Source organism: Luedemannella helvata, from assembly GCF_039528415.1.
In the GTDB taxonomy this organism is placed as follows: Bacteria; Actinomycetota; Actinomycetes; order Mycobacteriales; family Micromonosporaceae; genus Luedemannella; species Luedemannella helvata.
The window spans coordinates 1-22,130 of record NZ_BAAALS010000001.1; the positions used below are offsets into that span (position 1 = coordinate 1).

General features: G+C 70.9%; 21 protein-coding genes and 2 pseudogenes. 7 read left to right on the forward strand and 16 right to left on the reverse strand.

The features are described 5' to 3' along the window. Positions 1-451: 451 nt before the first annotated feature. The 9 genes and pseudogenes from ABD191_RS00005 to ABD191_RS00045 form a co-directional block, all read right to left on the reverse strand. Positions 452-1,933: pseudogene (locus tag ABD191_RS00005) on the reverse strand (solute symporter family protein); the annotation flags it as partial. A 61-nt stretch (positions 1,934-1,994) separates the two neighbouring features. Continuing rightward, on the reverse strand, positions 1,995-2,348 hold the full coding sequence (locus ABD191_RS00010; RefSeq protein ID WP_344075317.1) for a DUF485 domain-containing protein: 354 nt from the start codon (positions 2,346-2,348) through the stop codon (positions 1,995-1,997). A 152-nt stretch (positions 2,349-2,500) separates the two neighbouring features. Then, positions 2,501-3,985, reverse strand: a complete 1,485-nt coding sequence (locus ABD191_RS00015; RefSeq protein ID WP_344075319.1) for a sodium/solute symporter — start codon at positions 3,983-3,985, stop codon at positions 2,501-2,503. 22 nt (positions 3,986-4,007) lie between these two features. Further along, positions 4,008-4,379: a DUF485 domain-containing protein gene (locus ABD191_RS00020; protein WP_344075322.1), complete on the reverse strand. Its 372-nt coding sequence runs from the start codon at positions 4,377-4,379 to the stop codon at positions 4,008-4,010. Then, on the reverse strand, positions 4,379-5,167 hold the full coding sequence (locus ABD191_RS00025; protein WP_344075324.1) for a LytR/AlgR family response regulator transcription factor: 789 nt from the start codon (positions 5,165-5,167) through the stop codon (positions 4,379-4,381). Before ABD191_RS00025 ends, ABD191_RS00020 begins: the two co-directional genes overlap by 1 nt. A 45-nt stretch (positions 5,168-5,212) precedes the next feature. Then, the gene (locus ABD191_RS00030) at positions 5,213-5,353 is read right to left on the reverse strand and encodes a hypothetical protein (protein ID WP_344075326.1); all 141 of its coding nucleotides are present in this window, start codon (positions 5,351-5,353) and stop codon (positions 5,213-5,215) included. Between the two features lie 7 nt (positions 5,354-5,360). Next, entirely contained in the window at positions 5,361-5,999 is a 639-nt protein-coding gene (locus tag ABD191_RS00035) for a DUF4291 domain-containing protein (RefSeq protein ID WP_344075328.1), read from the reverse strand. 22 nt (positions 6,000-6,021) lie between these two features. Beyond that, positions 6,022-6,750, reverse strand: a complete 729-nt coding sequence (locus ABD191_RS00040; RefSeq protein ID WP_344075330.1) for an ABC transporter permease — start codon at positions 6,748-6,750, stop codon at positions 6,022-6,024. A 62-nt stretch (positions 6,751-6,812) separates the two neighbouring features. Continuing rightward, a pseudogene (locus ABD191_RS00045) lies at positions 6,813-7,463 on the reverse strand (ABC transporter ATP-binding protein); the annotation flags it as partial. 132 nt (positions 7,464-7,595) lie between these two features. Between ABD191_RS00045 and ABD191_RS00050 the strand changes: the two are divergent. From ABD191_RS00050 to ABD191_RS00060, 3 genes are all read left to right on the forward strand, one after another. Beyond that, a complete protein-coding gene (locus tag ABD191_RS00050; protein WP_344075331.1) occupies positions 7,596-8,849 on the forward strand; it encodes a sensor histidine kinase in 1,254 nt (417 codons plus the stop codon). Then, positions 8,828-9,496, forward strand: coding sequence for a response regulator (locus tag ABD191_RS00055; protein WP_425560632.1), 669 nt, complete (start codon positions 8,828-8,830; stop codon positions 9,494-9,496). The genes ABD191_RS00050 and ABD191_RS00055 overlap by 22 nt, the downstream gene beginning before the upstream one ends. 64 nt (positions 9,497-9,560) lie before the next feature. Continuing rightward, positions 9,561-10,550, forward strand: coding sequence for a hypothetical protein (locus ABD191_RS00060; protein WP_344075336.1), 990 nt, complete (start codon positions 9,561-9,563; stop codon positions 10,548-10,550). Positions 10,551-10,556: 6 nt separating this feature from the next. Here ABD191_RS00060 and ABD191_RS00065 read toward each other — a convergent pair whose 3' ends face one another. After that, positions 10,557-11,771 (reverse strand): histidine kinase, encoded by a 1,215-nt coding sequence (locus tag ABD191_RS00065; protein ID WP_344075338.1) that lies wholly within the window; start codon positions 11,769-11,771, stop codon positions 10,557-10,559. A 168-nt stretch (positions 11,772-11,939) separates the two neighbouring features. After that, the gene (locus ABD191_RS00070; protein ID WP_344075340.1) at positions 11,940-12,992 is read right to left on the reverse strand and encodes a LacI family DNA-binding transcriptional regulator; all 1,053 of its coding nucleotides are present in this window, start codon (positions 12,990-12,992) and stop codon (positions 11,940-11,942) included. A gap of 413 nt (positions 12,993-13,405) precedes the next feature. On the opposite strand from ABD191_RS00070, the gene ABD191_RS00075 reads away from it, so the two are divergent. Then, complete coding sequence (locus ABD191_RS00075; RefSeq protein ID WP_344075343.1) at positions 13,406-14,305, forward strand: serine/threonine-protein kinase; 900 nt, start codon at positions 13,406-13,408, stop codon at positions 14,303-14,305. Here the strand turns inward: ABD191_RS00075 and ABD191_RS00080 are convergent. The 5 genes from ABD191_RS00080 to ABD191_RS00100 all read right to left on the reverse strand — a co-directional run bounded on the left by ABD191_RS00080 (position 14,302) and on the right by ABD191_RS00100 (position 19,738). After that, on the reverse strand, positions 14,302-15,651 hold the full coding sequence (locus tag ABD191_RS00080; RefSeq protein ID WP_344075345.1) for a dipeptidase: 1,350 nt from the start codon (positions 15,649-15,651) through the stop codon (positions 14,302-14,304). The genes ABD191_RS00075 and ABD191_RS00080 overlap by 4 nt on opposite strands. Further along, positions 15,651-16,088 (reverse strand): hypothetical protein, encoded by a 438-nt coding sequence (locus ABD191_RS00085; RefSeq protein WP_344075347.1) that lies wholly within the window; start codon positions 16,086-16,088, stop codon positions 15,651-15,653. Before ABD191_RS00085 ends, ABD191_RS00080 begins: the two co-directional genes overlap by 1 nt. 2 nt (positions 16,089-16,090) lie before the next feature. Next, a complete protein-coding gene (gene gadC / locus ABD191_RS00090) occupies positions 16,091-17,560 on the reverse strand; it encodes a glutamate/gamma-aminobutyrate antiporter GadC (protein WP_344075349.1) in 1,470 nt (489 codons plus the stop codon). 137 nt (positions 17,561-17,697) lie between these two features. Then, a complete protein-coding gene (locus ABD191_RS00095; protein ID WP_344075351.1) occupies positions 17,698-18,399 on the reverse strand; it encodes a potassium channel family protein in 702 nt (233 codons plus the stop codon). Positions 18,400-18,403: 4 nt separating this feature from the next. Further along, positions 18,404-19,738 carry a hypothetical protein gene (locus tag ABD191_RS00100; protein WP_344075352.1) on the reverse strand — a complete coding sequence of 445 codons (1,335 nt, stop codon included), beginning with the start codon at positions 19,736-19,738 and terminating at the stop codon, positions 18,404-18,406. A 117-nt stretch (positions 19,739-19,855) separates the two neighbouring features. On the opposite strand from ABD191_RS00100, the gene ABD191_RS00105 reads away from it, so the two are divergent. The 3 genes from ABD191_RS00105 (at position 19,856) to pstS (ending at position 22,117) form a co-directional block, all read left to right on the forward strand. Beyond that, the gene (locus ABD191_RS00105; protein WP_344076100.1) at positions 19,856-20,236 is read left to right on the forward strand and encodes a phage holin family protein; all 381 of its coding nucleotides are present in this window, start codon (positions 19,856-19,858) and stop codon (positions 20,234-20,236) included. 37 nt (positions 20,237-20,273) lie between these two features. Further along, on the forward strand, positions 20,274-20,819 hold the full coding sequence (locus ABD191_RS00110) for an HdeD family acid-resistance protein (protein ID WP_344075354.1): 546 nt from the start codon (positions 20,274-20,276) through the stop codon (positions 20,817-20,819). A gap of 194 nt (positions 20,820-21,013) precedes the next feature. After that, the gene (gene pstS / locus ABD191_RS00115; RefSeq protein ID WP_344075356.1) at positions 21,014-22,117 is read left to right on the forward strand and encodes a phosphate ABC transporter substrate-binding protein PstS; all 1,104 of its coding nucleotides are present in this window, start codon (positions 21,014-21,016) and stop codon (positions 22,115-22,117) included. Positions 22,118-22,130 lie beyond the last annotated feature (13 nt).

Sequence of the window (22,130 nt, forward strand, 5' to 3'; positions counted from 1 at the left end):
CATCGCACGCGAAATCCACCACGCCCTCACCGTTGACAAACCATAGGAGCATCACTTTGGCGGCCCAGGCGGGCGCGAGACGCGGCGCGGGTGGGCGCGAAGCGCGGCCCGGGCGTGGGAAGGTGCCCGCCCCGCTTCGTTGCGGGGCGGGCACCTGGAGAGGGGTGCGTGCGCGGGTCGCCTAGTGGGCTCCGGCGCCGGTCAGGGAGCGGACCTCCAGTTCGGCGTACTTCTCCTCGTCGCGCTCCCTGCTCGTGACCGCGCCGATGGCGGCGAACAGGAAGCCGAGCGGGATGGAGATGAGGCCGGGGTTGGAGAACGGGATCGGCGCGGGCGTCGTGCAGCTGAACAGCGCCGAGGCGTTCGCCACCTCCTTGGAGTCGGCGGCCACGTTGCAGGTCGCCGCCTGGGCGGGGGTGAGCTTCGCCGCCGGCAGCGACGAGCTCGCGCCGCCCCAGACGATCGGGCTGAGCATCACGACGAGCAGTGCCGAGCCGAGACCGCCGTAGATGCCCCACGTCGCGCCCCGGGTGTTGAACTTCTTCCAGAACAGCGAGAAGAGGATCGCCGGCAGGTTCGCCGACGCGGCGATCGCGAACGCGACCGCGACGAGGAACGCCACGTTGAGTCCGCGGGCGAAGATGGCCAGCAGGATCGCGACGGCGCCGATGGCGAACGCCGCGATGCGGGCGACCTTGACCTCGTCGCGCTCGCCGGTCTCGCCCTTCTTGATGACGTTGGCGTACAGGTCGTGCGCCACCGACGAGGACGAGGCGAGGGTCAGGCCGGCCACGACCGCGAGGATCGTGGCGAACGCGACCGCCGCGATGACGGCGAGCAGGACTGCCCCGCCCGTACCGCCACCCAGGTACTTTTCGCCCAGTGCCTGGGCGAGTTGCGGCGCGGCCGTGTTGCCGGCGGCGTCCTGCTTCGCGATGTCGGCGGAGCCGACGAGCGCCGCGGCGCCGAAGCCGAGGGCCAGCGTCATCAGGTAGAAGGTGCCGATGATGCCGATGGCCCAGACGACGGAGCGGCGGGCGGCCCGCGCGGTGGGCACGGTGTAGAAGCGGATCAGGATGTGCGGCAGGCCGGCGGTGCCGAGCACGAGGGCCAGGCCGAGGGAGAGCAGGTCGAGCTTCGACACGGTCGACGCGAGCGCGTTGTCGGCGATGTCCTTGCCGTAGCGCAGGCCCGGTTCGAGGAACGCGTCGCCCTTGCCGGACTTCTCCGCGGCGTCGCCGAGCAGGTCGGAGATGTTGAACTTGTACGCCACGAAGACGAGCAACGTCATGAGCAGGGCGCCGATCATCAGCATGAACGCCTTGACGATCTGGACGTAGGTGGTGCCCTTCATGCCGCCGATGACGACGTACACGATCATGAGGATGCCGATGAAGATGATCGTGACGATCTTCGCGGTCTCGCCGGACATGCCCAGGAACGTCTCGCCGGTCTGGATGCCCAGCAGCAGGGCGACGAGCGAACCCGCGCCGACCATCTGCGCGATCAGGTAGAAGATCGACACGACGATGGTGGAGATCGACGCGGCGGTACGGACGGGCCGCTGGCGCATGCGGAACGCCAGGACGTCGGCCATCGTGTACTTGCCGGAGTTGCGCATCAGCTCGGCGACGAGCAGGAGCGCGACCAGCCAGGCGACGAGGAAGCCGATGGAGTAGAGGAACCCGTCGTAGCCGGACAGCGCGATGATGCCGGCGATGCCGAGGAACGACGCGGCCGACATGTAGTCGCCGCCGATCGCCATGCCGTTCTGGAAGCTGGAGAACGACCGGCCACCGGCGTAGAAGTCCGTGGCGCTACGGGTCTGCCGGCTCGCCCAGACCGTGATCCACAAGGTGATCGCGACGAAGACGACAAACAGAACAATCGTCAGGGTACGGGCGGAAACGGCCGGCTCAGCTGCGAGGATCATGCCGCCACCTCGCTCCGCTCGGCGTCGGCATGATCTACCACTGAGCTGATGATTCGCTCGCTCATGCCGGCTCCTCCCCGTTCTCGACCTGGGCCTTGAGGCTCTCCTGGACGGGCTCCAGCTTGTTGGTGGCGTACCGCTCGTAGAGCCACGCGATGAGGAACGTCGTCACGAACTGCAGCAGGCCGAAGATGAGGGCGACGTTGATGTTGCCGAACACCTTCGTGCCCATGAAGTCCCGCGCGTACGCGGAGAGGATCACATAGAGCGCGTACCAGACCAGGAAGGCGGCCGTGGCCGGGAAGACGAAGCGCCGGAACGCCCGCCGTAGGCCCGCGAACTCCGCTGACTGCTGCACCTGTAGGTATCGCGAACCACCGTCGCCGGACGTCGCCGGCTCTGGCTCGTCGGTCATAGGTGTCACCGCCTCGCTATGAGGTGGGCCGACAGGCCCACGTGGTGGACTGACGGCACGCTAGGTGTGCCCTGCGCCACACGCGCCGATCAACGGGCGCCGCGTGCGCCGAACGGCGGGTGCGCTGCGCCGAGCGCATTGATCGCGACCGCTTACCGAGGGGTGTCGGCCCGGAGCGCGTCCGGGGCGTGCAGGCGCAGCATGATCGCGCCGACGGAGGCCGGCACGCGACGCCGGGACATGATCGACACGGTCACCATAACCGTGAAGGCGAGCGGAACGGTCCAGGCAGCGGGCTGTTCGACCAGCGTGGCGGCCCAGCCGGACAGCGGCGGCCCGACGACCGTGACCAGCACGGCGCCGACCGCCGACCCGCCGCCGGCCATGATCCCGGCCGCCGCGCCGATGTCGGTCAGCCCGCGCCACCAGATGCCGAGGACCAGCAGCGGGCAGAACGACGACGCGGCCACCGCGAACGCCAGACCCACGACCTGTGACACGTCGAGGGCGTCCACGCGCAGCGCCAGCGCCGCCGGTACCGCGCCCGCGACGACCGCCGACCAGCGGAAGCTGCGCACGGAACCGCGCCCGAGCACGTCGGTGGACAGCACGCCGGCGACGGCGGTGAGCAGCCCCGACGACGTGGACAGGAACGCCGCGAACGCGCCGGCCGCCACGAGCGCGCCGAGCAGTTCGCCGGCCAGCCCGCCGATCGCGGCGCCGGGCAGCGCCAGCACGACCGTGTCGGTCTCCCCCGTGGCCACCAGGTCCGGCGTGTAGAACCGCCCGAGCACCCCGTAGATCGTCGGGAACAGGTAGAACAGCCCGACAAGGCCGAGGACGACCAGCGTGGTGCGGCGGGCCGCGGCGCCGTCGGAGTTGGTGTAGAACCTCACGAGTACGTGCGGCAGCCCCATCGTGCCGAGGAACGTGGCGAGGATCAGCGAGTACGTGGCGAACAGCCCGTGCTCCTCGCCGACCAGCGGGAGCAGCCACTCCGTCGGCGTCGGGATGGGCGGCTGGCCCTGCCGCTGCCAGTGACCGAGCAGGAAGATCACGGGTACGGCGAGCGCGGTGAGCTTCAGCCAGTACTGGAAGGCCTGCACGTACGTGATGGAGCGCATGCCGCCCAGGGCCACGTTCGCGGTGACCACGCCGGCGACGAGGAACACCCCGAGGGTGTAGTGGGCGCCGGTGACGGCGCGCAGCGTCAGGCCGGCGCCCTGCAACTGCGGCACGAGGTAGAGCCAGCCGATGAAGATGACGAACGCGGTGGCGAGCTTGCGCAGCCACGGGGCGCCCAGGCGCAGCTGGCAGAAGTCGGGCAGGGTGAACGCCCCCGACCGGCGCAGCGGCGCGGCCACGAACAGCAGCAGGGCCAGGTACCCGGCGGCGAAGCCCACGGGGTACCAGAGCACGTCCACGCCGTACTTGAGGATGAGGCCGGCCACGCCCAGGAACGACGCGGCCGACAGGTACTCCCCGGAGATGGCGGCCGCGTTCCAGTGCGGGCTCACCTCGCGGGAGGCGACGAGGAAGTCGGAGGTGGACCGGGCCAGGCGCAGCCCGAACGCGCCGATGACGACCGTGACGAGCGTGATCGCGACGATCGCGGGCACGGCGTAGGAATTGGTCACGCCGCCACCCCGTTCCGCCCGGTCACGGACGTTCGACGAGGTCGGTGAAGTCCCGCTCCGCGCGCGTGGACAGCCGCACGTAGGCCCAGCCGACCGCGAACAGGAACGGGTAGGCCAGCGCGCCGAGCAGCAGCCACGGCAGGGACACCCCGAACAGCCGCTGGTCGGCCACGACCGGCGCGACCGCGAACAGCAGCGGCAGCCCGCCCAGCCCGATCGCCACCACGGCCGTGAGGCGCACCGCGAGGGCGAGCTGGGCCCGCACCAGGCCGCGCACGAGCGCGTCGCCGACGTGGGTCTGCTCAGTCAGCTCCGTGCGGGTGGCGGCGGTGCGCGACGGCCGGGGGATATCGGCGAGCACGATCCGTACCCGTTGGGGTTTCTCCTCGGACATCAGCGCGCCCAGTCCTGCTTGGCCGCGCGGACGAGGCGGTCCTTGAGTTCGCGCGTGTGCCGGCGCGCGACCGGCAGCTCGCGACCGTCGATGACGACCACGTACGCGTTGCCGGCCAGCCGCAGCTCGCTGATGAGCGCCAACTGCACCAGGTAGGACCGGTGGATGCGGACGTAACCGGCGTCCGCCCAGCGCTCGGCCAGGGTCGTCAACGGCACCCGGATCAGGTGCGACGCCTCGGCGGTGTGCAGCCGCGCGTAGTCGCCCTGCGCCTCCACCCAGCGCACGGCGGAGCGGGGCAGCAGCCGCGTGGTGCCGGCCAGCTCGATGGGGATCATCACGTCGGGGGCGGCGTCGGCCGCCGCCCGCGCCTGGCTCGCCGCGACGGCGGGGTGGGCGGGCACGAGCCGGGCGGACGCGATGCGCCGCAGCGACTCCGCGAGCCGGTCGGCCTGCACGGGTTTGCGCACGTAGTCGACGACGCCCAGGTCGAACGCGTCCACGGCCCGGTCGTCGTACGCGGTGACGAACACGATCGCGGGCGGGCGGGCGAAGCGGCTGAGCACCCGGGCCAGTTCCACGCCGTCGAGGCCGGGCAGCCGGATGTCGAGGAAGGCGGCGTCGACCTCCTCGTCGCGCAGGACGCGCAGGGCACCGGTCGCGTCGCCGGCCGTGCGTACGGTGGCCACGCGCGGGTCGCCGCGCAGCAGGAAGGCCAGCTCGTCGAGGGCCGGTGGCTCGTCGTCAACGGCGAGGACACGTAGACCGGTGTAGATATGAGTGCCCATAGGGAGCATCCTCGCTGTTCGGACCCTTCCCCGGCTACCCCTCGTTTACCCGCGCCCGCGCCGGCCGGCGGACGCTATGAGGAGAACCGCCGTGACCGCCACGAACAGCAGTGGGCACCCGATCCCGATCACCCGGCCGAGCGTCCACGACGCGGCCACCGGGTCCGCCGCCATCCACACGACCATCCGGCGATCATCGTCGGTGAGACGTCGCCGTGTCCTCCTCCGACCGGGCCGAGGTGGCACCGACAACGGCGCCGATACTGGCGGGGAGACCGTACGGCCGCTCGGCGGGCAGCAGGGACGTCGCGCCCGCCTCGTCGCCTTCGTCCAGCCGGCGGCGGATCTCCTTGGCGAGCGGCGTCGCGTCGGTGATCGCGACCGTCCAGGCGTCGACATAGTCGGCGACCGCGGCGCCGGACAGTCCGACCTGCAGCGACCGGTACGGAAGCGCTTCCAGGCGCAGCGACCGCTCGGGGTCCCACTGCACCCGCACGGGGCTGACCTTGAGCTGCCGCGACCACTCGTCGCGCGAGGCGTGGTGATCGCGGTCGTAGTGGCTCAGACACGCGCGCGCCAGCGCCCACTCGAAGCCGGCGCGGGTGATCTCGATAGCCAGCACCCGTTCCTGGCCGGGCTTCGTGGCCCACCCGCAGCGGTACATCATCCAGAGGAACGACGGCTTGATCCAGGTCATCCGCTCGCGCTTCAACGGCGCGACGAACCGCCCGGCCGCGAGCGCGGGCCGGGCGATCTCGTCGGAGTACGCCTGATAGACCGTGATTGTCTCGTCGGTGTAGCGGGCGCGGATCTGACGGTTCGGGGTGTTCACGCTTGCGATCGTCACCGGCGGGTCAAGCGACTTCGCGCATGTTGATGCGGATCATCCCCGCGACCAGCGGAAGGAGTGCCCACACCGCCACGGAGACGCCCAAGCGGGCCCACTGGCCGCCGGTCATCTCCGGTTCGAACAGCGGCGCGGTGGTGATGGTCGTGTCGAGCCACTGGGCCACCGTGTTCAGCGACCGAATGGTCGCGCCCAGGATGGTCCACAGCGTCGGCAGGATGAGGTAGACCACGATGGCCAACGGGCTGTTGAGCAGGAGCATGCCGAACCCCACCCCCATCAGCACGCCGATCGCGTGCGCCAGCGCGGCGCCCCAGAGCAGCTGCGCGTGGAACGTCCACTCACCGCTGGACGCGGCCGTCGCGACCGTGGCCACCGCGAGGCTCGCCGGCACGGCGACGACCGACGCGATCACCGCGACGGTCACCTTGGCTGCCGCGACCCGATGCCGCTTCGGGACCAGGGTGAACGTGGTCAGCGCGGTCCGCTGCGACCACTCGCTGGTGACGAGCAGAATCCCGAGTACGGGCAGCAGTAGCGCGACAGGAAACACGGACACGAGGTAGAAGTTGGCGAACGTACGGTCGCCCGGCTCGGAAAAGATCGCCTGCAGCGTCGCGACGACGGCCGCCAGGACGGCGATGGTGATGAGCAGCCACCGGCCCGACCGGGTGTCGACGAGCTTGCGCAGCTCCACGACGGTGAGGCGGCCCAGCGACGGGGTGGTTTCGGTCATGGGGTGGTCTCCGTTCCGGACGCGGTGTGGGTGAGGAAGAGGTCCTCGAGCGAGCGGCCCCCGGCGACGAGGTCTGCTGTCCGGCCCTGCTCGACGACCCGGCCGTGGTGGATGAGGACGATCTGGTCGGCGACGGCCTGCACCTCGCCGAGCAGGTGCGACGACAGCAGCACCGTGCCGCCCCGGTCGGCGAAGCTGCGCAGCAGCGTGCGCATCCACGCGATGCCCTCGGGGTCGAGTCCGTTGGCGGGTTCGTCGAGGATGAGCACCTCGGGCTCGCCGAGCAGGGCCACGGCCAGGCCGAGCCGCTGGCGCATGCCCAGTGAGTACGCCCGGACGCGCTTGCGCGCGGCGCGCTCGTCGAGTCCGACCTGGGCGAACAGTTCGGCCACCCGGCCGCGCGGCGCGCCCACGGTGAGGCAGGCCAGGGTGAGCGCCTCCCGCCCGGTCCGCCCGCCGTGCTGGGCGGACGCGTCGAGCAGGACGCCGACCCGCCGCGCCGGGTTGGGCAGGTCGCGGTAGGCCCCGCCGAGTACGGTCGCCGACCCGGCCGACGGGGGCGTCAGGCCGCACAGGATGCGCAGGGTGGTCGACTTGCCGGAGCCGTTGGGACCCAGGAACCCGGTGACGGTGCCGGGGCGGCACGTGAACGAGATGTCGTCGACGACCGCTCGTCCGGCGTACTTCTTGGTCAGGTGGGTTATCTCAATCATGCGGATCAGCGTCGCCGCGCGGGCGCCCGCGCCGCTGCGGCTGTCGGTCTAGCGCCGCGCCGACCGGGGTCGCGTCCGCCACCGACTTTGGTAGGTATCGGCGCCCTGCCGCCGCTCCCTACGATTTACGGCATGAGCAGCACCGTCGCGCCCGACCACCCCTGGCTGCTGCCGGCCAGCCTGACCGCCCGTCCGGCGGGTGGCCGGCCCGGTCGGTCGGCGCGGGACTGGGCCGTCGACACGATCGCCTTCGTCGGCGCGCTGCTGTTCTGGCTCTACGTGTCGTGGGGGGCCACCCTGCCGGAGAACCCGCTGAGGATCGGGCTCAACGGCCCGTCGTGGCTGCTCGACCTCGACTCCGCGCTCGGCCTGCTCTCCTGCGGCGTGCTGTGGCTGCGCCGGCGCTGGCCCGTGGCGTTGGCGGTGGCCGCGCTGCCGGTCGCGGTGTTCTCGGTGTCCGGCGGCGTGGCCCAGGCGTTCGTCCTGTTCTCGGTCATCGTGCACCGGCCACTGTCCGTCTCCGCGCCGCTGGCGGCCGGCGCCGTCGCGACGGGGACGGCGTTCAACGCGCTGCGTCCAGATCAGGACGTCGGTTGGCTCGGCACGTTCATCACCAACGTGGTGATTGTCGCGTTGTTGCTGGCCTGGGGGCTCTTCGTGCGGGCACGCCGGCAGTTGGTGCTGTCGCTGCGGGAGCGGGCCGAACGCGCCGAGGCGGAGCAGCAGTTGCGCGTGGCGCAGGCGCGCCAACTGGAACGCACGCGGCTCGCCCACGACATGCACGACGTGCTCGCGCACCGGATCTCGCTGCTCAGCCTGCATGCGGGCGCCCTGGAGTTCCGGCCGGACGCCCCGCCGGCGGAGGTCGCGAAGGCGGCGGCCGTGATCCGGGCCAGCGCCCACCAGGCGCTGTCGGACCTGCGCGAGGTGCTCGGCGTGCTGCGTGACAGTGACGCCGACGGCGGCGCGGCGGCGGGCGAGGGGGAGCGGCCTCAACGGCGCCTCGCCGACCTGCCCGGCCTCGTGAACGAGTGCCGGTCGGCCGGCATGCGCGTCGACGTGCACAACGAGGTCGTCGCGAGCGATCAGGCGCCGGCCACGATCGCCACCACGGCGTACCGTCTCGTTCAGGAGGCGCTGACCAACGCGCGCAAGCACGCCCCCGGCGCGCGGGTCAGCATCGAGCTGAACGGTGGCCCGGGCGAGGGCCTGACCATGGCGGTGAGCAACCCACCCCCGGCGGTGCATCCGTCGGGCATTCCGGGCACGGGCACCGGGCTGGCCGGGCTGGCCGAGCGGGTCACGCTCATCGGCGGCCACTTCCGCAACGGCACCACGCCGGCGGGCGACTTCCGCGTGCAGGCCTGGTTGCCGTGGCCGGCGTGATCCGCGTCCTCATCGCCGACGACGACCCGCTGGTCCGCGCCGGCCTGTCGATGATCATCGGCGGGGCGCCCGACCTGACCGTTGTCGGCGAGGCAGCCGACGGGGACGAGGTGCCCGACGCGGTGCGCGCCTGCGCGCCCGACGTGGTCCTCATGGACATCCGCATGTCCCGCGTCGACGGCCTGGCCGCGACGTCCGCGCTGCGTGCGGCCCCGGACGCGCCCGAGGTGCTCGTCCTCACCACCTTCGACCTCGACCAGTACGTGCTGCGCGCGTTGCGGGCGGGCGCGAGCGGCTTCCTGCTCAAGGACACCCCACCCGCCGAGATCGTGGCCGCCATCCGTCGCGTGGCGGCCGGCGAGGCGACCCTGTCCCCCACGGTCACCCGCCAGCTCATCACGCACGTGGTCGCCACCGGCGGCGACGAGCGCCGCGACCGCGCCCTGGGCCAGCTGGCGACGCTGAGCCCGCGCGAGCGCGAGGTGGCGCTCGCGGTCGGCCGCGGCTGCTCCAACGCGGAGATCGCCACGGAGCTGTTCATGTCCGTGGCGACCGTGAAGGCGTACGTGTCCCGGCTGCTCACCAAACTCGACCTGAACAACCGCGTGCAGATCGCCCTCCTCGTCCACGACGCCGACCTCGCCTGAGCACTAACCCGATCGGGTGACAAGCGTTGACGGCCCAAAGCACGCATCCCATAGCTTCGCTCGCATGCCCTCGAACCTCCACGAAGCGCTCATCGAGCTGTTCCGGCACCGACCGTCGCTGGCCCCGGAGCTTTTGACCAACGCGCTCGGTGTCGAACTGCCGCCGCATGACGGAACCCGGATGGAGCCGGGCGACTATGCGGACCTCGCGCCGACCCAGTACCGGGCCGACGCCGTGGCGGTGCTGACCGCGACGGGGACGCCCGTCCTTGCCGTCATCGTGGAGGTGCAACTGGGCCGCGACAAGGAGAAGCGGTGGAGCTGGCCGGTCTATGTGACCACGTTGCGCGCCCGCCTGCACTGCCCGACCGTCCTGCTGGTCGTCTGTCCCGACTCGACAAAGCTCACCTGGTGTGCCACACCGATCGAGCTGGGCCACCCCGGCTTCACGCTCGTGCCGCTGGTCCTCGGCCCGGACCGGGTACCGGTCGTCACCGACGCGGAGAAGGCCGTGCACACACCCGAGCTTGTCGTCCTGTCGGCGATGGCGCACGGCGACGACCCGCAGTTCCCGGAGATCGCGAACGCACTGCTCACGGTGCTTGAGAGCGTCGATGGCGAGCGCTCGACCCTGTATTCTGACATCGTGGCCGAGGCGTTGAGCGCGGCCGCCCGCCAGACCTTGGAGGACCTTATGGCGACCCGCGTCCGCGAATACCAGAGCGAGCTTGTCCGCAAGTTCGTCATGCAGGGGCGCAAGGAAGGGCGCGAGCTCGGCTTGGAGGAAGGCCTCGAGCAGGGCCGCACGGAAGGCCGTACGGAAGGTCGCATCGAGGGCCTCACCGAGGGCCGCATCGAAGGGCGGATCGAGGGACGCGCTGAGGGCCGCGCCGAGGGCGAGGCGCGGTCGTTGCTCACGGTGCTGGACGCCCGCGGCATCGAGGTGTCCTCCGACGCGCGCGCCCGCATCACGGCGTGCACGGACGTTGCCCAGCTGGAGCGGTGGATCCGCCGCGCGACGACCGCCACGAGCGTCGACGAGCTGTTCGCCTGAGCCTCGTCAGGTCGCCCGGGCGGGGTGGACGTCCGGGCGGAACTTCGGCACCCGCATGCTGATCTTCGTGCCGGCGCCAGGGGCGGTCTCCACGACCAGGCCGAACCCGTCGCCGAAGACGGAACGCAACCGCTCGTCGACGTTTGAGAGACCCACGTGCTGGCCGGCGTCCGGTTCGTCGGCGTCAACCGCCCGGGCGAGCACCTCCGGGTCCATGCCCACACCGTCGTCCTCGACCGTGATCACGCATTCGGCGCCGGCGTCGCGGGCCACGATGCTGACCGTGCCGACCCCCGGCTTGGGTGAGACCCCGTGCCGGACGGCGTTCTCGACCAGCGGTTGCAGGCACAGGAACGGCATGCCCACCGGCAGCACCTCGGGTGCCACCTGCAAGCGCACCTGGAGTCGCTCGCCGAAGCGGGCCCGCTCGATCGTCAGGTAGCGGTCGATGGAGCGCAGCTCCTCCGCCAGCGTCGTGTACTCCCCGTGCGACCGGAAGCTGTAGCGGGTGAACTCGGCGAACTCAAGGATCAGCTCCCGGGCCCGCTCGGGGTCGGTGCGCACAAACGAACCGATCGCGGACAGCGCGTTGTAGACGAAATGCGGGCTGATCTGAGCGCGCAGCGCCCGCAGCTCCGCGCGGGCGAGCCGGGCCCGCGACGAGTCCAGCTCGGCGAGCGCCAGCTGGGTGGCCGCCCACCGGCCGGTCTCCAGGGCGGCGCGGACCATGCCGGGCATGACCGGCCGGTCGGTCACGGCGACGAGGGCGCCCTCGACCGCCGCGCTGTCGGGCAGGGCGAGGGCCACAACGACCGCGCCGCGCACCGCACAGTCGATCTCGTCGCAGTGCAGGTCACGGGCGCTCATCACGGTGGACCGCCCGGTGGCCACGGCGCGGCGCGCGGCGGCCTCAAGCTGGTCACGGTGGTGGTCGTCGGCGCCGTCGTAGGCGAGCAGCCCGTCGCGCCCGACGATCGCCAACCCCGAAGAGCCGATGAGCGTACGCAGGTGACGTGCGGCTTTGCCAGCCGTCGCCGCGGACAGCCCGGCGCGCAGCGGCTCGGCCGCCAGCCCGGCCGTGTGCAGCACCTCGTAGGTGGCCCGCTGGCCGGCCGTGGCGATGACCCGCCGGCCGCGCTGGCGGACCACGGCGTAGACGGCGGCGCCGAGCGCCACCAGCAGGATGAGCACCGCCGCGGCGGCCGAGAGGTTGGCCTTCACCCGTGCATCCTGGCCCGTCGAACGGCCCTCTGGGAATAAGCGGGGCGTGGTCCCGCAGGGGTCACCCACGGGAACCACGCCCGGCTCGGGAGGGAGGAGAAGTCTGAGAGAAGTCCCTGGCGGCGGTCGGGGTGGTGGGACCGACCGCCGCCAGGGAAGCCGCCGTGCTTAAGCGGAAGCCCGGGCCACGAGAGTCGTCGGCAGCAGCGGGTCCTGCTCTTCGGCCTCGCCGTCGATGATGGAGAGAAGACGCCGGGCGGCCATGGTCCCGGTCTCCTCGATCGGCTGGCGGATGGTGGTGAGCGGCGGGTTGGTGTGTGCGGCGAGCGGGATGTCGTCGAAGCCCACCACGGCCACGTCGTCAGGGACGCGACGACCGGCCCGGCGCAGGGCGTGCAGTGCGCCGGTGGCCATGATGTCCGAGGCCACGAAGACGGCGTCGAGGCCGGGGCGCTGGTCGAGCAGCCGCCACATGGCGTGCACGGCCGACGCCTGGCTGAAGTCGCCGTACGCGATGGGCATCTCGGGCAGGCCGGCGCGGGCCAGGGACTCCTTGTAGCCCGCGAGCCGGTCGGCCCCGACCGCCATGTTCGGCGGTCCGGCGATCGTGGCGATGTTGCGCCGGCCCTGGCGGATCAGGTGCTCAACCGCGAGGCGGGCGCCGCCCTTGTTGTCGACGTCGACGTACGACGCCCGGGTGGCGTGCAGCGGACGGCCGATCATCGTTACCGGTACACCAGCCGCCGGGAGCGAGACGGTCAGCGAGTGCCGGTCGTGGGCGCCAACGAGGAGCACACCGGAGTAGTGTCCGGAGTGCAAGCTCGGCTCGATGAGCGAGAGCCGGTCGTCGGTCACCGGGATAACCATGAGCGGGACGTCGTGTCCGGCCAGTTCCTCGGTGGCCCCGGAGATGATCCGGGCGTAGAACGGGTCGGAGAAGAGACGGTTGTTGTTGGCGCACACGACGGCGGCTACCGCGCGTACGCGCTTGGTGGTGGTGGCGCGGGCGGCCCGACGACGCACGTATCCCAGATGGGTGACCGCGTCGCGCACCTGCTCGCGGGCGCGCATGCTCACTCCGGCGGAGTTGTTTAGCACCCGCGAGGCGGTCGCCAAGGACACTCCGGCGAGCGCCGCCACGTGGGCAAGGGTCGGGGAGTCGGACTCGGGGTCGTCATCGCCGGCGGGACGGGGCAGGTACTGCAGATCAGCAATGGTCATCGGGGTCTCCGAACAACAGGGTCCACGTCGTTGGGACTCTATGGAAGCGCTCCCACGGACACAGCGTGGTCCATCGTTTCGAGCTTGTCAACGCCCCATTGCGTTTGGGTGTCCAAAAACCGGCATTCCCATACATAGCGAGGCCTCGATATCGACGTAAGTTGGTGGAAGAAGCCGAGGTCAACGGCCTACCAGGCGCCTCTTTGGGGCCTCTACCAGCTCGAACATATATCGACAAAGTCAAAAATTCTCAGGGTTACCCGGAACGCCCGGCGGTTACCCATAGCGCCCGGCGCATAGCAATACGGTGAACGTCGCGGCCATCCTCTTGTCCTGGGTCGCCGGGTACGGAATAGTCCGGAATCGTGTCGTGGCTACAGATGGGCACCGCCTTCCGACAGCGATACGTCCTCATGGGACCGATCGGGCAGGGCGGCGTCTCCATCGTGTACCACGCCGTGGACACGGTGCGGCGCCAGCCGATGGCCATCAAGATGCTCGCGCCCACCCACGCCGGCGACACGGTCGCCCGCGAGCGGGTGCGCCGCGAGGCGTTGATCACGAACATGCTGCGCCACCCGAGCGTGCCCAAGGTCTACGACTTCGGTGACGCGCCGCTGCCCAACGGCTCGATGGTGCCCTACGTTGTCATGGAGCTGCTGACGGGCGTCATGCTGGCGGCCCGGGTGGCCGGCGGGCCGCTTCCCTGGCAGGAGGCGGTGCGCATCGCCGCCACCATCGGCGACGTGCTGGCCGTGGCGCACCGCCGGGGCGTCGTGCACCGCGACGTCTCCGCCGAGAACATCATGATCACCACGACGGGCGTGAAGCTCATCGACTTCGGCCTCGCGGTGACGACGAAGCCGCTCACCGGCCGGCTCACGGCCGCGCCCAGTCGCCGGGTGACGAGCGGCCGGCTGCGCCGCCCGCTGTCCCAGGCGCACTCGGCGCCCGCCCAGCCGGCGCCCGCCCACCCGCAGGGCGGCGCGAGCGCGGGCGATCCCGCCGACGACGTGTACGCCCTGGGTGTCCTGCTCTACCAGATGCTCACCGGGGTCTCCCCCGGGCCGGCCGGTCCCATGCGCGGCCCCGGCGGCCGCCCGGGCCCGGCGTTCGCGGCCGGGCGGCTGCACTACGCGGCGCCGACCCCGGTGCTCAGCGTGCCGGGGATGCCGCGCGAGATCGCCGACATCACCCGCGCGTGCATGGCCAAGCGGCCCGGCGAGCGGCCGGAGAGTTCGGCCGTGGCGCTGTCGCTGTGGTCGATCCTGCTGGCGCCCCGCCCCCGGCACGCACGGCCCGATCCGCTCTAGGCGGTCGCGTACCCGCGCAGGAACAGCGCCTCCGCCAGCGCCATGTGGGTGATCTCCGACGGGTCCACGCTCTCGTTCGGGGCGTGGATGAGCGCCTTGGGCTCCTCCACCCCCATGAGTACGATCTCCGCGTCCGGGTAGGTCTCGGCGAACACGTTGCACAGCGGGATCGAGCCGCCCTGGCCCTCCGTCGTCATGTCCCGCCCGTACGACTCGCGGAAGGCCTCGCGCAGCGCCGCGTACGCCCGGCCGTCCGTACCGACCTCGAACGGCGAGCCGGCCGACTCCCGCTCGACCGTCACCCGGACGTTCCAGGGGGCCGCGGCCCTCAGGTGAGCGGACAGCGCGTCGTACGCGGCCCCGGGTTCGATGCCGGGCGGTATGCGAAGGTTGAGCCGGGCGCGTGAGGACGGCTGGATGGCGGCGGCCGAGCCGACCACGGGCGGACAGTCGATGCCGAGGATCGTGACGGCCGGACGCGCCCACAGCATGTCCGCGACGGACCCGGAGCCGAGCAGAGAGACACCGTCGAGGACATGCGCGTCCGCCCGGAACTGGTCGGCGGGGTAGTCCACGCCGTGCCATCGTTGGCTGGCGTCGAGGCCGGTGATCGTGGTGTTGCCCTGCTCATCGCGCAGCGAGGACAGCATTCGTACGAGGGCCGCGAGCGCGTCCGGGGCGGGTCCGCCGAACATGCCGGAGTGCATCTCGCTCGACAGCGCCGCCACCGTGACGACAACGTTGACAAGCCCGCGCAGGGACGTCGTCACGGTCGGCACGCCGACGGCCGCGTTGCCGGTGTCGCACACGAGGATCGCGTCGGCGCGCAGCAGGTCGACATGCTCGGGGACGAACTCCTCCAGCCCGCCCGTCCCCTGCTCCTCGGAGCCCTCGACGATGAGCTTGAGGTTGACGGGAATGTCGTCGCCGAGCGCGCGCAGGGCCGTGAGGTGCATCAGGATGTTGCCCTTGCAGTCGGCCGCGCCGCGGCCGTACCAGCGGCCGTCCACTTCGGTCAGTTCGAAGGGTGGGGTGTGCCAGGCCTTCTCGTCGAGGGGCGGCTGCACGTCATAGTGCGCGTAGAGCAGCACGGTCGGGCTGTGTCCGTTGCCGGCCGCGCGCCGCTCGCCGTACACCGCCTTGCTGCCATCGGCGGTCGGGTACAGCGCGAGGTTCGTGAAACCCAGCTCGCCGAAGCGGTCGCGCACCCAGGTGGCGGCCCGCTCGCACTCCTGCGGCGGGTACTGGCGGGCGTCGGCGACCGACCGGAACGACACCAGTTCGGCGAGTTCGGTGCGGATGCGGGGCAGCTGGTCCTCGACCGCCGTGCGGAGGTCCTCGTTCATCATTTCCCCCGCAGTTCGTAGTTGTCGTCGACGAAACTCGTGAACTCGGCCAGTTCCTCCGGGCAGTAGACGTTGATGGCCAACGCCGTACCCTCGATGAACTGGTCCGTGGTGATGATCGGGCGGGCGCCCGGATTGCCGGCGCCGGTCGCCGCGTACTGCGTCACGGTGCGGTGGAAGAACGCGACGGGGTCGTCACAGAGTCGCCCGCCATCGGTGCCCAGCAGGCCGGTGATCTGCTCCGTGCTCGGCACCGGCAGGCCGGCCGTGCGGTACGCGGCCTGCAACTCGGCCGCCTTGCCCATGGCCTGCTGGTTCCTCTGCACCGTCCGGAAGGTGCCCAGCCCGATCAGCAACAGGATCAGAAAGATCGCGCCCAGCACGACGTAGGTGATGATCCGGGTGGTCTTCGGGGCGGCGTCGACGTGGACGTTCATGGCTACTCCTCAGCCGTCGCCGCCGCGTCGGGCGACTTCCAACTGGGCTTGCGCATCCGGTAGAAGAGGAACGGCACCAACAGGCCGATGAGGATCACCCCGCTGGCGACCACGGCCACGTAGACGCCGACGCCGCCACCGCTGAACTGCGACGGCGGGACGAAGCCGATGAGCAGGGCGGCGATCGAGGCGAGAAAGCCGACGACACACAGCGGCAGCAGGATCGGGGCGCGGTAGCCGCGCGGGTGGTCGGGCTGGGTGCGCCGCAGTCGCACCGCGGCGACGAAGAGCAGCAGGTACACGATGAGGTATACCTGCGTGGTGATCACCGAGAAGATCCAGTACGCACTGGACACGTCCGGGATGAAGGCGTAGAGCAGGGCGATGACGGTCGTGACGATGCCCTGGGTGACCAGGATGTTCTGCTGCACGCCGTGCTTGTTGAGCCGCTGCAGGAAGGGCGGCAGGTAGCCCTCCTGCCGCGAGATCAGCAGCAGGCCCTTGGACGGTCCGGCGAGCCAGGTGAGCATGCCGCCGAGCGACGCCGTGACCAGCGCGATCCCGATGACCGGGGTGAGCCAGTTCGCGCCGAACTCCGACAGGACCGCGTCGAACGCCTGCATCACGCCGGCCGTGAGCGACAACTGCTGGGCGGGCACGACCCACGCGATGGCCAGTGCCGGCAGGATGAAGATGATCAGCACGAGGCCCATCGCCAGGAACATCGCCCGGGGAAACTCGCGGCTGGGGTTGCGCAGGGAGCTGACATGGACGGCGTTCATCTCCATGCCGGAGTACGACAGGAAGTTGTTCACGATGAGCACGAGGCTCGCGATGCCGGCCCACGCGGGCAGCAGGTGGGAGGCGTCCATCGGGGCGGCCGACGGGTTGCCCTCGCCCAGGAAGATCGCGCCAAGGATGACGAGCAGGGCGCCGGGGACGAGAGTGCCGATGATGAGCCCGGCGCTGGACAGCCCGGCGACGGACTTGGTGCCCTGCGACGAGATGTAGACGCCCGCCCAGTAGCACACCATGATCACCAAAGCGGTCCACAGGCCGTTCGCCGCCAGGGCGGGATTGAACACGTACGCGAGGGTGCTGGCCACGTACCCGAGCAGGCTCGGGTAGTAGAAGATCGTCATGGCGAACTGGCACCAGACGGCGAGGAAGCCCAGCGGCTTGCTGAGTCCTTGGCTCACCCAGTTGTAGACGCCGCCGGTCCAGCCCGAGGCGAGTTCGGCAGACACGAGCGCGGTCGGCAGCAGGAAGACGATGCCGGGCACGACATAGAGGAAGACGGCCGCGAGGCCGTACATGGCCATGGTGGGCGAGGGGCGCAGGCTGGCCACCGAGCTGGTCGTCATGAGAGCCAGGGCCACCCAGGAGATGTAGGCCTTGGCCGGTACCGCGCTGGCCCTGGGTGTTGTCGCGCGCGTCGCCGGCCGGCCGGCCGCGGCATCCGCTGCACTCATCGCGTACCCCCTGATCCGCAGCCGGCGCGCGGGCCCCCGCGGCGCCAGGAGCCCGGGCGACCCCGCCGGTCGCCTGGGTAACAACACGAGCGTAAGCGGCTGATTCTGTCTTTAGGTATCTATTCGGAATAAAGGGCCTAACGGTCCTTCCGCTCGGCGCGCGCGGTGCCGCCCACCTGCCAGCCAGCGATCACGGCCGCCACGATGGAGACGAGGTAGAGCTGACCGACCAGAGCCTCGATCACCGCGAGCGCGCGGGCCACGGCGCTCACGGGCGCGATGTCGCCGTAGCCGACCGTGCACAAGGTGATGACGCTGAAATAAAGCAGGTCCGACGGCGACGGCGGGCCGACGACGCCCCGGACGAACTGGTCCTGGCCGTACTGGAAGGCCGCGCCCACCTGGCCCAGAGCCGCGAAGATGAGCGCGATGAGCAGGTACACGCACAGGACGCCGAGGACAGTCGAAAAATCCACCCGGCGCACTGCGGCGAGCGTCGCGATGAGCATCGCGACCGTACCGACGCTGAGCAGCACCATGGCCGCCCCGCTCACGCCGAACGCCAGGCGTACGGGGCCGGCGACGGACACCGCGAGCACGACGAGCACGAGCACCGCGCTGACGACGCCGAACGCGGCGAGCCGGGCGCTGCTGTGCCGGCGGGTCCACGCCGCCCCGACCAGCAGCGCGCCGAGCACGGCCACCTTCGGCGCGCCCGAGACCGTGAAGTCGTCGATCACGATGATCGCCGCGTAGACGAGCAGGATTCCGACCAGCAGGAGCACGAAGGCGCGCAGCCGCCCGGACAGCGGTACGGTCCCGGGCGATCGGCGGTCCATGCCGCTAGCCCGCCACGACGCCCGGCTCGGCCTTGCGCACCGGAGGCGGCACCGTGGCGGCGCGGGCGAACACCTCGACCACCAGCGCGACCAGGGCGACGCCCGCGAGGAGCCACCAGACGGTCGCCATCGACGGCCGCGCGACGGCCACGTAGCCGACCACGGCGAGCAGGCACACCAGCACGTAGATGACGCGCCGGGCGGGCCCGATCGCGCGACCCGCCGCCACGGCCCAGCGACCCGTACGGGCCAGTTGCGCTCCGAGCGCGTCGAGCCCCCGGTCGGCCCACCGCCGGGCGAACACGGCCGGCGGGCTGGGGCCCCAGAGCAGCCCGATCACGACGATGAGGCCGAGCGCGACCAGGACCGCCTGCAGCGCGGCGACCAGGAACCGCAGGAACGCGTCGAAGACGGCGAGCGCGGCCGGCTCGGAGACATCGGCGGGCAGGTTGTCCTGGTAGTACGCCCGGGCGACCGCGATCGCGAACAGCAGCAGGGCTGCGACGACCCCGAGCATGACCGCCCCGGTGATGATGCCCCGGCGGCGGTTCGGGGCGGCCAGCACGCCCCCGAGGGCGAGCGCCAGCACGACCCAGGGCAGCCAGGTGGCCGCGACGTCGAGTACCCGCGTGTACGTGCGCAGGTCGGGCAGGGCGTCGGACTGCACCACGGTGAACGGGATGGACACGTCCGGGATGCGGGCGACGAACGTCAGGCCCTGCTCGACGAGCTTCTGTTTGACGAACGAGAGTACGGCGCCCAGGTTGAGGGTGACGGAGTCGCCGGCGCTGGTCAGGTAGGTGCCCTCCCGGCCGGTGAGGACCGTGACCACGGCCTGGTGCGCCAGGGTGTTCACCTGCTGCCACACGGCCTGCGCCTGCTCGGTGGCCAGCAGCGGCCGGATGCGGTCGTAGAGGAACGAGTTGAGGCCGGCCACCACCGGGTCGACGAGCGTCGTCACGGCCGGCGGCACGCCCTCGTCGACGAGCCGGTCCGCGACCGTCCGGGCCAGCCCGGCGACGTCCGCACGCCGCATGATCTCGTCGGTGAGTCGTCTCGCGACGGCGTCCTGGACCGCCGGCTCCGCCAGCACGGGCGTCACCGTCTCCACGTAGGTGTCGGTGTCGAGCACCTGGCCCCGCACGTACCCGGCGAGCAGGCTGACGCCGCCGAGGACGGCGGCGAGCAGCAGCAGCGCGCAGGCGCCGAGCCAACGCCCGCGTCGCCCCCAGCGCCCCTGGTGGCCGGTCCTCACGTCGGCGCGCAGCGCCGAGATCTCGGCCCGCAGCCGCGCCAGCTCCGCCCGTTCCTCGGCGCCGGGCCCGTCGGCGCTAGTCACGGTGCCCCCGGACCAGCGTCCGTCGCAGACCGGTCATGACGCCTAATTTAGGGGATTTGTTCCTTTTCGCGGCCCGAACGGGCCACTATGACGGTGGTGGCACCGGAGGGAGACGACATGGGCTTCATCATCCGCACACTGGTCACCGCGGTGGCCTTGTGGATCTCCACACTCATCGTCAGCGGCATCAACACCTCGGGCGCGAAGGCGTGGCAGAACGTCCTCACGTTGATCGTCGTGGCGATCATCTTCGGCCTGGTCAACGCGGTCCTCAAGCCGCTCATCAAGATCTTCGGCTGCTTCTTCTACATCATCACGCTGGGCCTGTTCGCCCTGGTCGTGAACGCCCTCCTCTTCCTCCTGGTCGGCTGGCTCGCCGAGCAGCTGAACCTGCCATTCCACGTCGAAGGCTTCTGGTCGGGCTTCTGGGGAGCGATCATCGTGTCGGTCGTCAGCTGGCTGATCAACCTCGTGATTCCCGACGGCTCAGAGAGGTGACCAGCATGAACAGGCGTTCATCCATCGGCGGTGTGACATGACCGCCATCCCGAGCCCGCCGCAACTGCGGACGGCGTCCTGGTGGTTCTTCCTGATCACCGGGATCTGCTGGATCGCCATCGCCTGGATCGTCCTGCGGTTCACGGTCACCTCGGTCGCCGCGATCGCCGTGCTGGCCGGGGTGGTCATCCTCGCGGCCGCCGTGGTGGAGGCGGCGCACGCCTTCACCGCCCCCAGCTGGCGCTGGCTGCACGGCGTACTCGCGGTGCTGTTCCTGATCACCGGGGTGGTCGCCCTGCTGAACCCGGGCAGCACGTTCTTCTGGCTGTCTGCGTTCATCGGCTGGTACCTGCTGTTCAAGGGCGCGGCCGACATCGTCCTGGCCTTCCTGACGAAGGAGGAGAACGACGCCTGGTGGCTGCTCCTGATCGTCGGCATCATCGAGCTGGGCTTCGGCTTCTGGGCGGCCGGACGGTTCGAGCGCTCCGCGTACCTGCTGATCGTCTACGTCGCGGTCATCGCGCTCACGCACGGCGTCACGGACATCGTCGCCGCCTTCCGCCTGCGCAGACTGGCCGATTAAGACACACCAACCCGGACCGCCGAGGAGCGTGGCGTCACGTCACCTCGGCGGTCCGGCCTGTTCACCGGGCGTTCACCAGCGTCCGGTTCGCCGTCCACCTGCCCCGCTTAGCGTCCTGCTCAGCCGGTTAAAAGACCGGCCCGGCCGGGGGGAGACACCCCGGACCGGCTTCCCACCCCTCGAAGGGACAGCACGTGAAGCTCAAGCGGCACGGCATCCTGGCCGGCGTTGTGCTGACCGCGACGCTCGCGCTCGCCGCGTGCGGTACGGACGACAACACCACTCCCGGCACCGATAGCACGAGCGCCGCCGCCGGCGACTGCGCCACCGGCAAGCTCACCGCACAGGGTTCCACGGCGCAGAAGAACGCCATGGACCAGTGGATCAAGGACTACGCGGCGAAGTGCTCCGGCGCTTCGATCGACTACCAGGGCACCGGCTCCGGCGCCGGGATCCAGGCGTTCACCGCGGGCACCGCGGACTTCGCCGGCTCCGACTCCGCGCTCAAGGACGAGGAGAAGCCGGGGGCCGACGCCCGCTGCGGCACCGGCAACTCGGCCATCCACCTGCCCCTGGTGATCGGCCCGGTGGCCGTCGTCTACAACCTCGACGGCGTCACGAACCTGCAGCTCTCCCCGGCGACCCTGGCCAAGATCTTCAGCTACCAGGCCACCACGTGGAACGACCCGGCCATCGCGGCCGACAACCCCGGCGTCACCCTGCCCGGCACGGCCATCCTGGCGATCCACCGGGCCGACTCGTCGGGCACCACGGACAACTTCACCAAGTACCTGAGCAAGACGGCCGCCGCCGACTGGACGTTCGGCAACGCCAAGGAATGGCCGCTCAAGGAGGGCGGCCAGGGCGAGACCAAGTCCGACGGCGTCGCCTCCGCGGTGAAGGCCAACAAGGGCGCGATCGGCTACGTCGAGTGGTCGTTCGCCCAGGTGAACGGCCTCACCAAGGCCAAGGTGAAGAACGGCGCCGGCGAGTACACCGAGCTGACCGCCGAGTCGGCCGGCAAGACGATCGAGAGCGCCAAGGTCACCGGTACGGGCGACGACCTGAAGCTGGACATCGACTACAACACCACCGCGCCGGGCGCGTACCCGATCGTCCTGGTGACGTACGAGATCGTCTGCGGCAAGGGCACCCCGGCCGACAAGCTGGCGCTGGTCAAGGGCTTCCTCGCCCACGCCGCCGGCGACGGGCAGACCGCGCTGACGAAGCTCGGCTACGCCCCGCTGCCGGCCACCGTGGCCGACAAGGTCAAGACCGCGATCACCAACCTCGCCTGACAGAGAGCCGAGC

Bases quoted from the DNA above. Each gene is read 5' to 3' on its own strand.
- ABD191_RS00105 (WP_344076100.1), top strand. From the start codon at position 19,856: ATGGGCTTCATCATCCGCACACTGGTCACCGCGGTGGCCTTGTGGATC.
- ABD191_RS00075 (WP_344075343.1), top strand. From the start codon at position 13,406: ATGGGACCGATCGGGCAGGGCGGCGTCTCCATCGTGTACCACGCCGTG.
- ABD191_RS00025 (WP_344075324.1), bottom strand. From the start codon at position 5,167: ATGGGCACTCATATCTACACCGGTCTACGTGTCCTCGCCGTTGACGAC.
- ABD191_RS00020 (WP_344075322.1), bottom strand. From the start codon at position 4,379: ATGTCCGAGGAGAAACCCCAACGGGTACGGATCGTGCTCGCCGATATC.
- ABD191_RS00070 (WP_344075340.1), bottom strand. From the start codon at position 12,992: ATGACCATTGCTGATCTGCAGTACCTGCCCCGTCCCGCCGGCGATGAC.
- ABD191_RS00030 (WP_344075326.1), bottom strand. From the start codon at position 5,353: ATGGTCGTGTGGATGGCGGCGGACCCGGTGGCCGCGTCGTGGACGCTC.
- ABD191_RS00080 (WP_344075345.1), bottom strand. From the start codon at position 15,651: ATGAACGAGGACCTCCGCACGGCGGTCGAGGACCAGCTGCCCCGCATC.
- ABD191_RS00050 (WP_344075331.1), top strand. From the start codon at position 7,596: ATGAGCAGCACCGTCGCGCCCGACCACCCCTGGCTGCTGCCGGCCAGC.
- ABD191_RS00085 (WP_344075347.1), bottom strand. From the start codon at position 16,088: ATGAACGTCCACGTCGACGCCGCCCCGAAGACCACCCGGATCATCACC.
- ABD191_RS00095 (WP_344075351.1), bottom strand. From the start codon at position 18,399: ATGGACCGCCGATCGCCCGGGACCGTACCGCTGTCCGGGCGGCTGCGC.
- gadC (WP_344075349.1), bottom strand. From the start codon at position 17,560: ATGAGTGCAGCGGATGCCGCGGCCGGCCGGCCGGCGACGCGCGCGACA.
- ABD191_RS00010 (WP_344075317.1), bottom strand. From the start codon at position 2,348: ATGACCGACGAGCCAGAGCCGGCGACGTCCGGCGACGGTGGTTCGCGA.
- ABD191_RS00060 (WP_344075336.1), top strand. From the start codon at position 9,561: ATGCCCTCGAACCTCCACGAAGCGCTCATCGAGCTGTTCCGGCACCGA.
- ABD191_RS00040 (WP_344075330.1), bottom strand. From the start codon at position 6,750: ATGACCGAAACCACCCCGTCGCTGGGCCGCCTCACCGTCGTGGAGCTG.
- ABD191_RS00110 (WP_344075354.1), top strand. From the start codon at position 20,274: ATGACCGCCATCCCGAGCCCGCCGCAACTGCGGACGGCGTCCTGGTGG.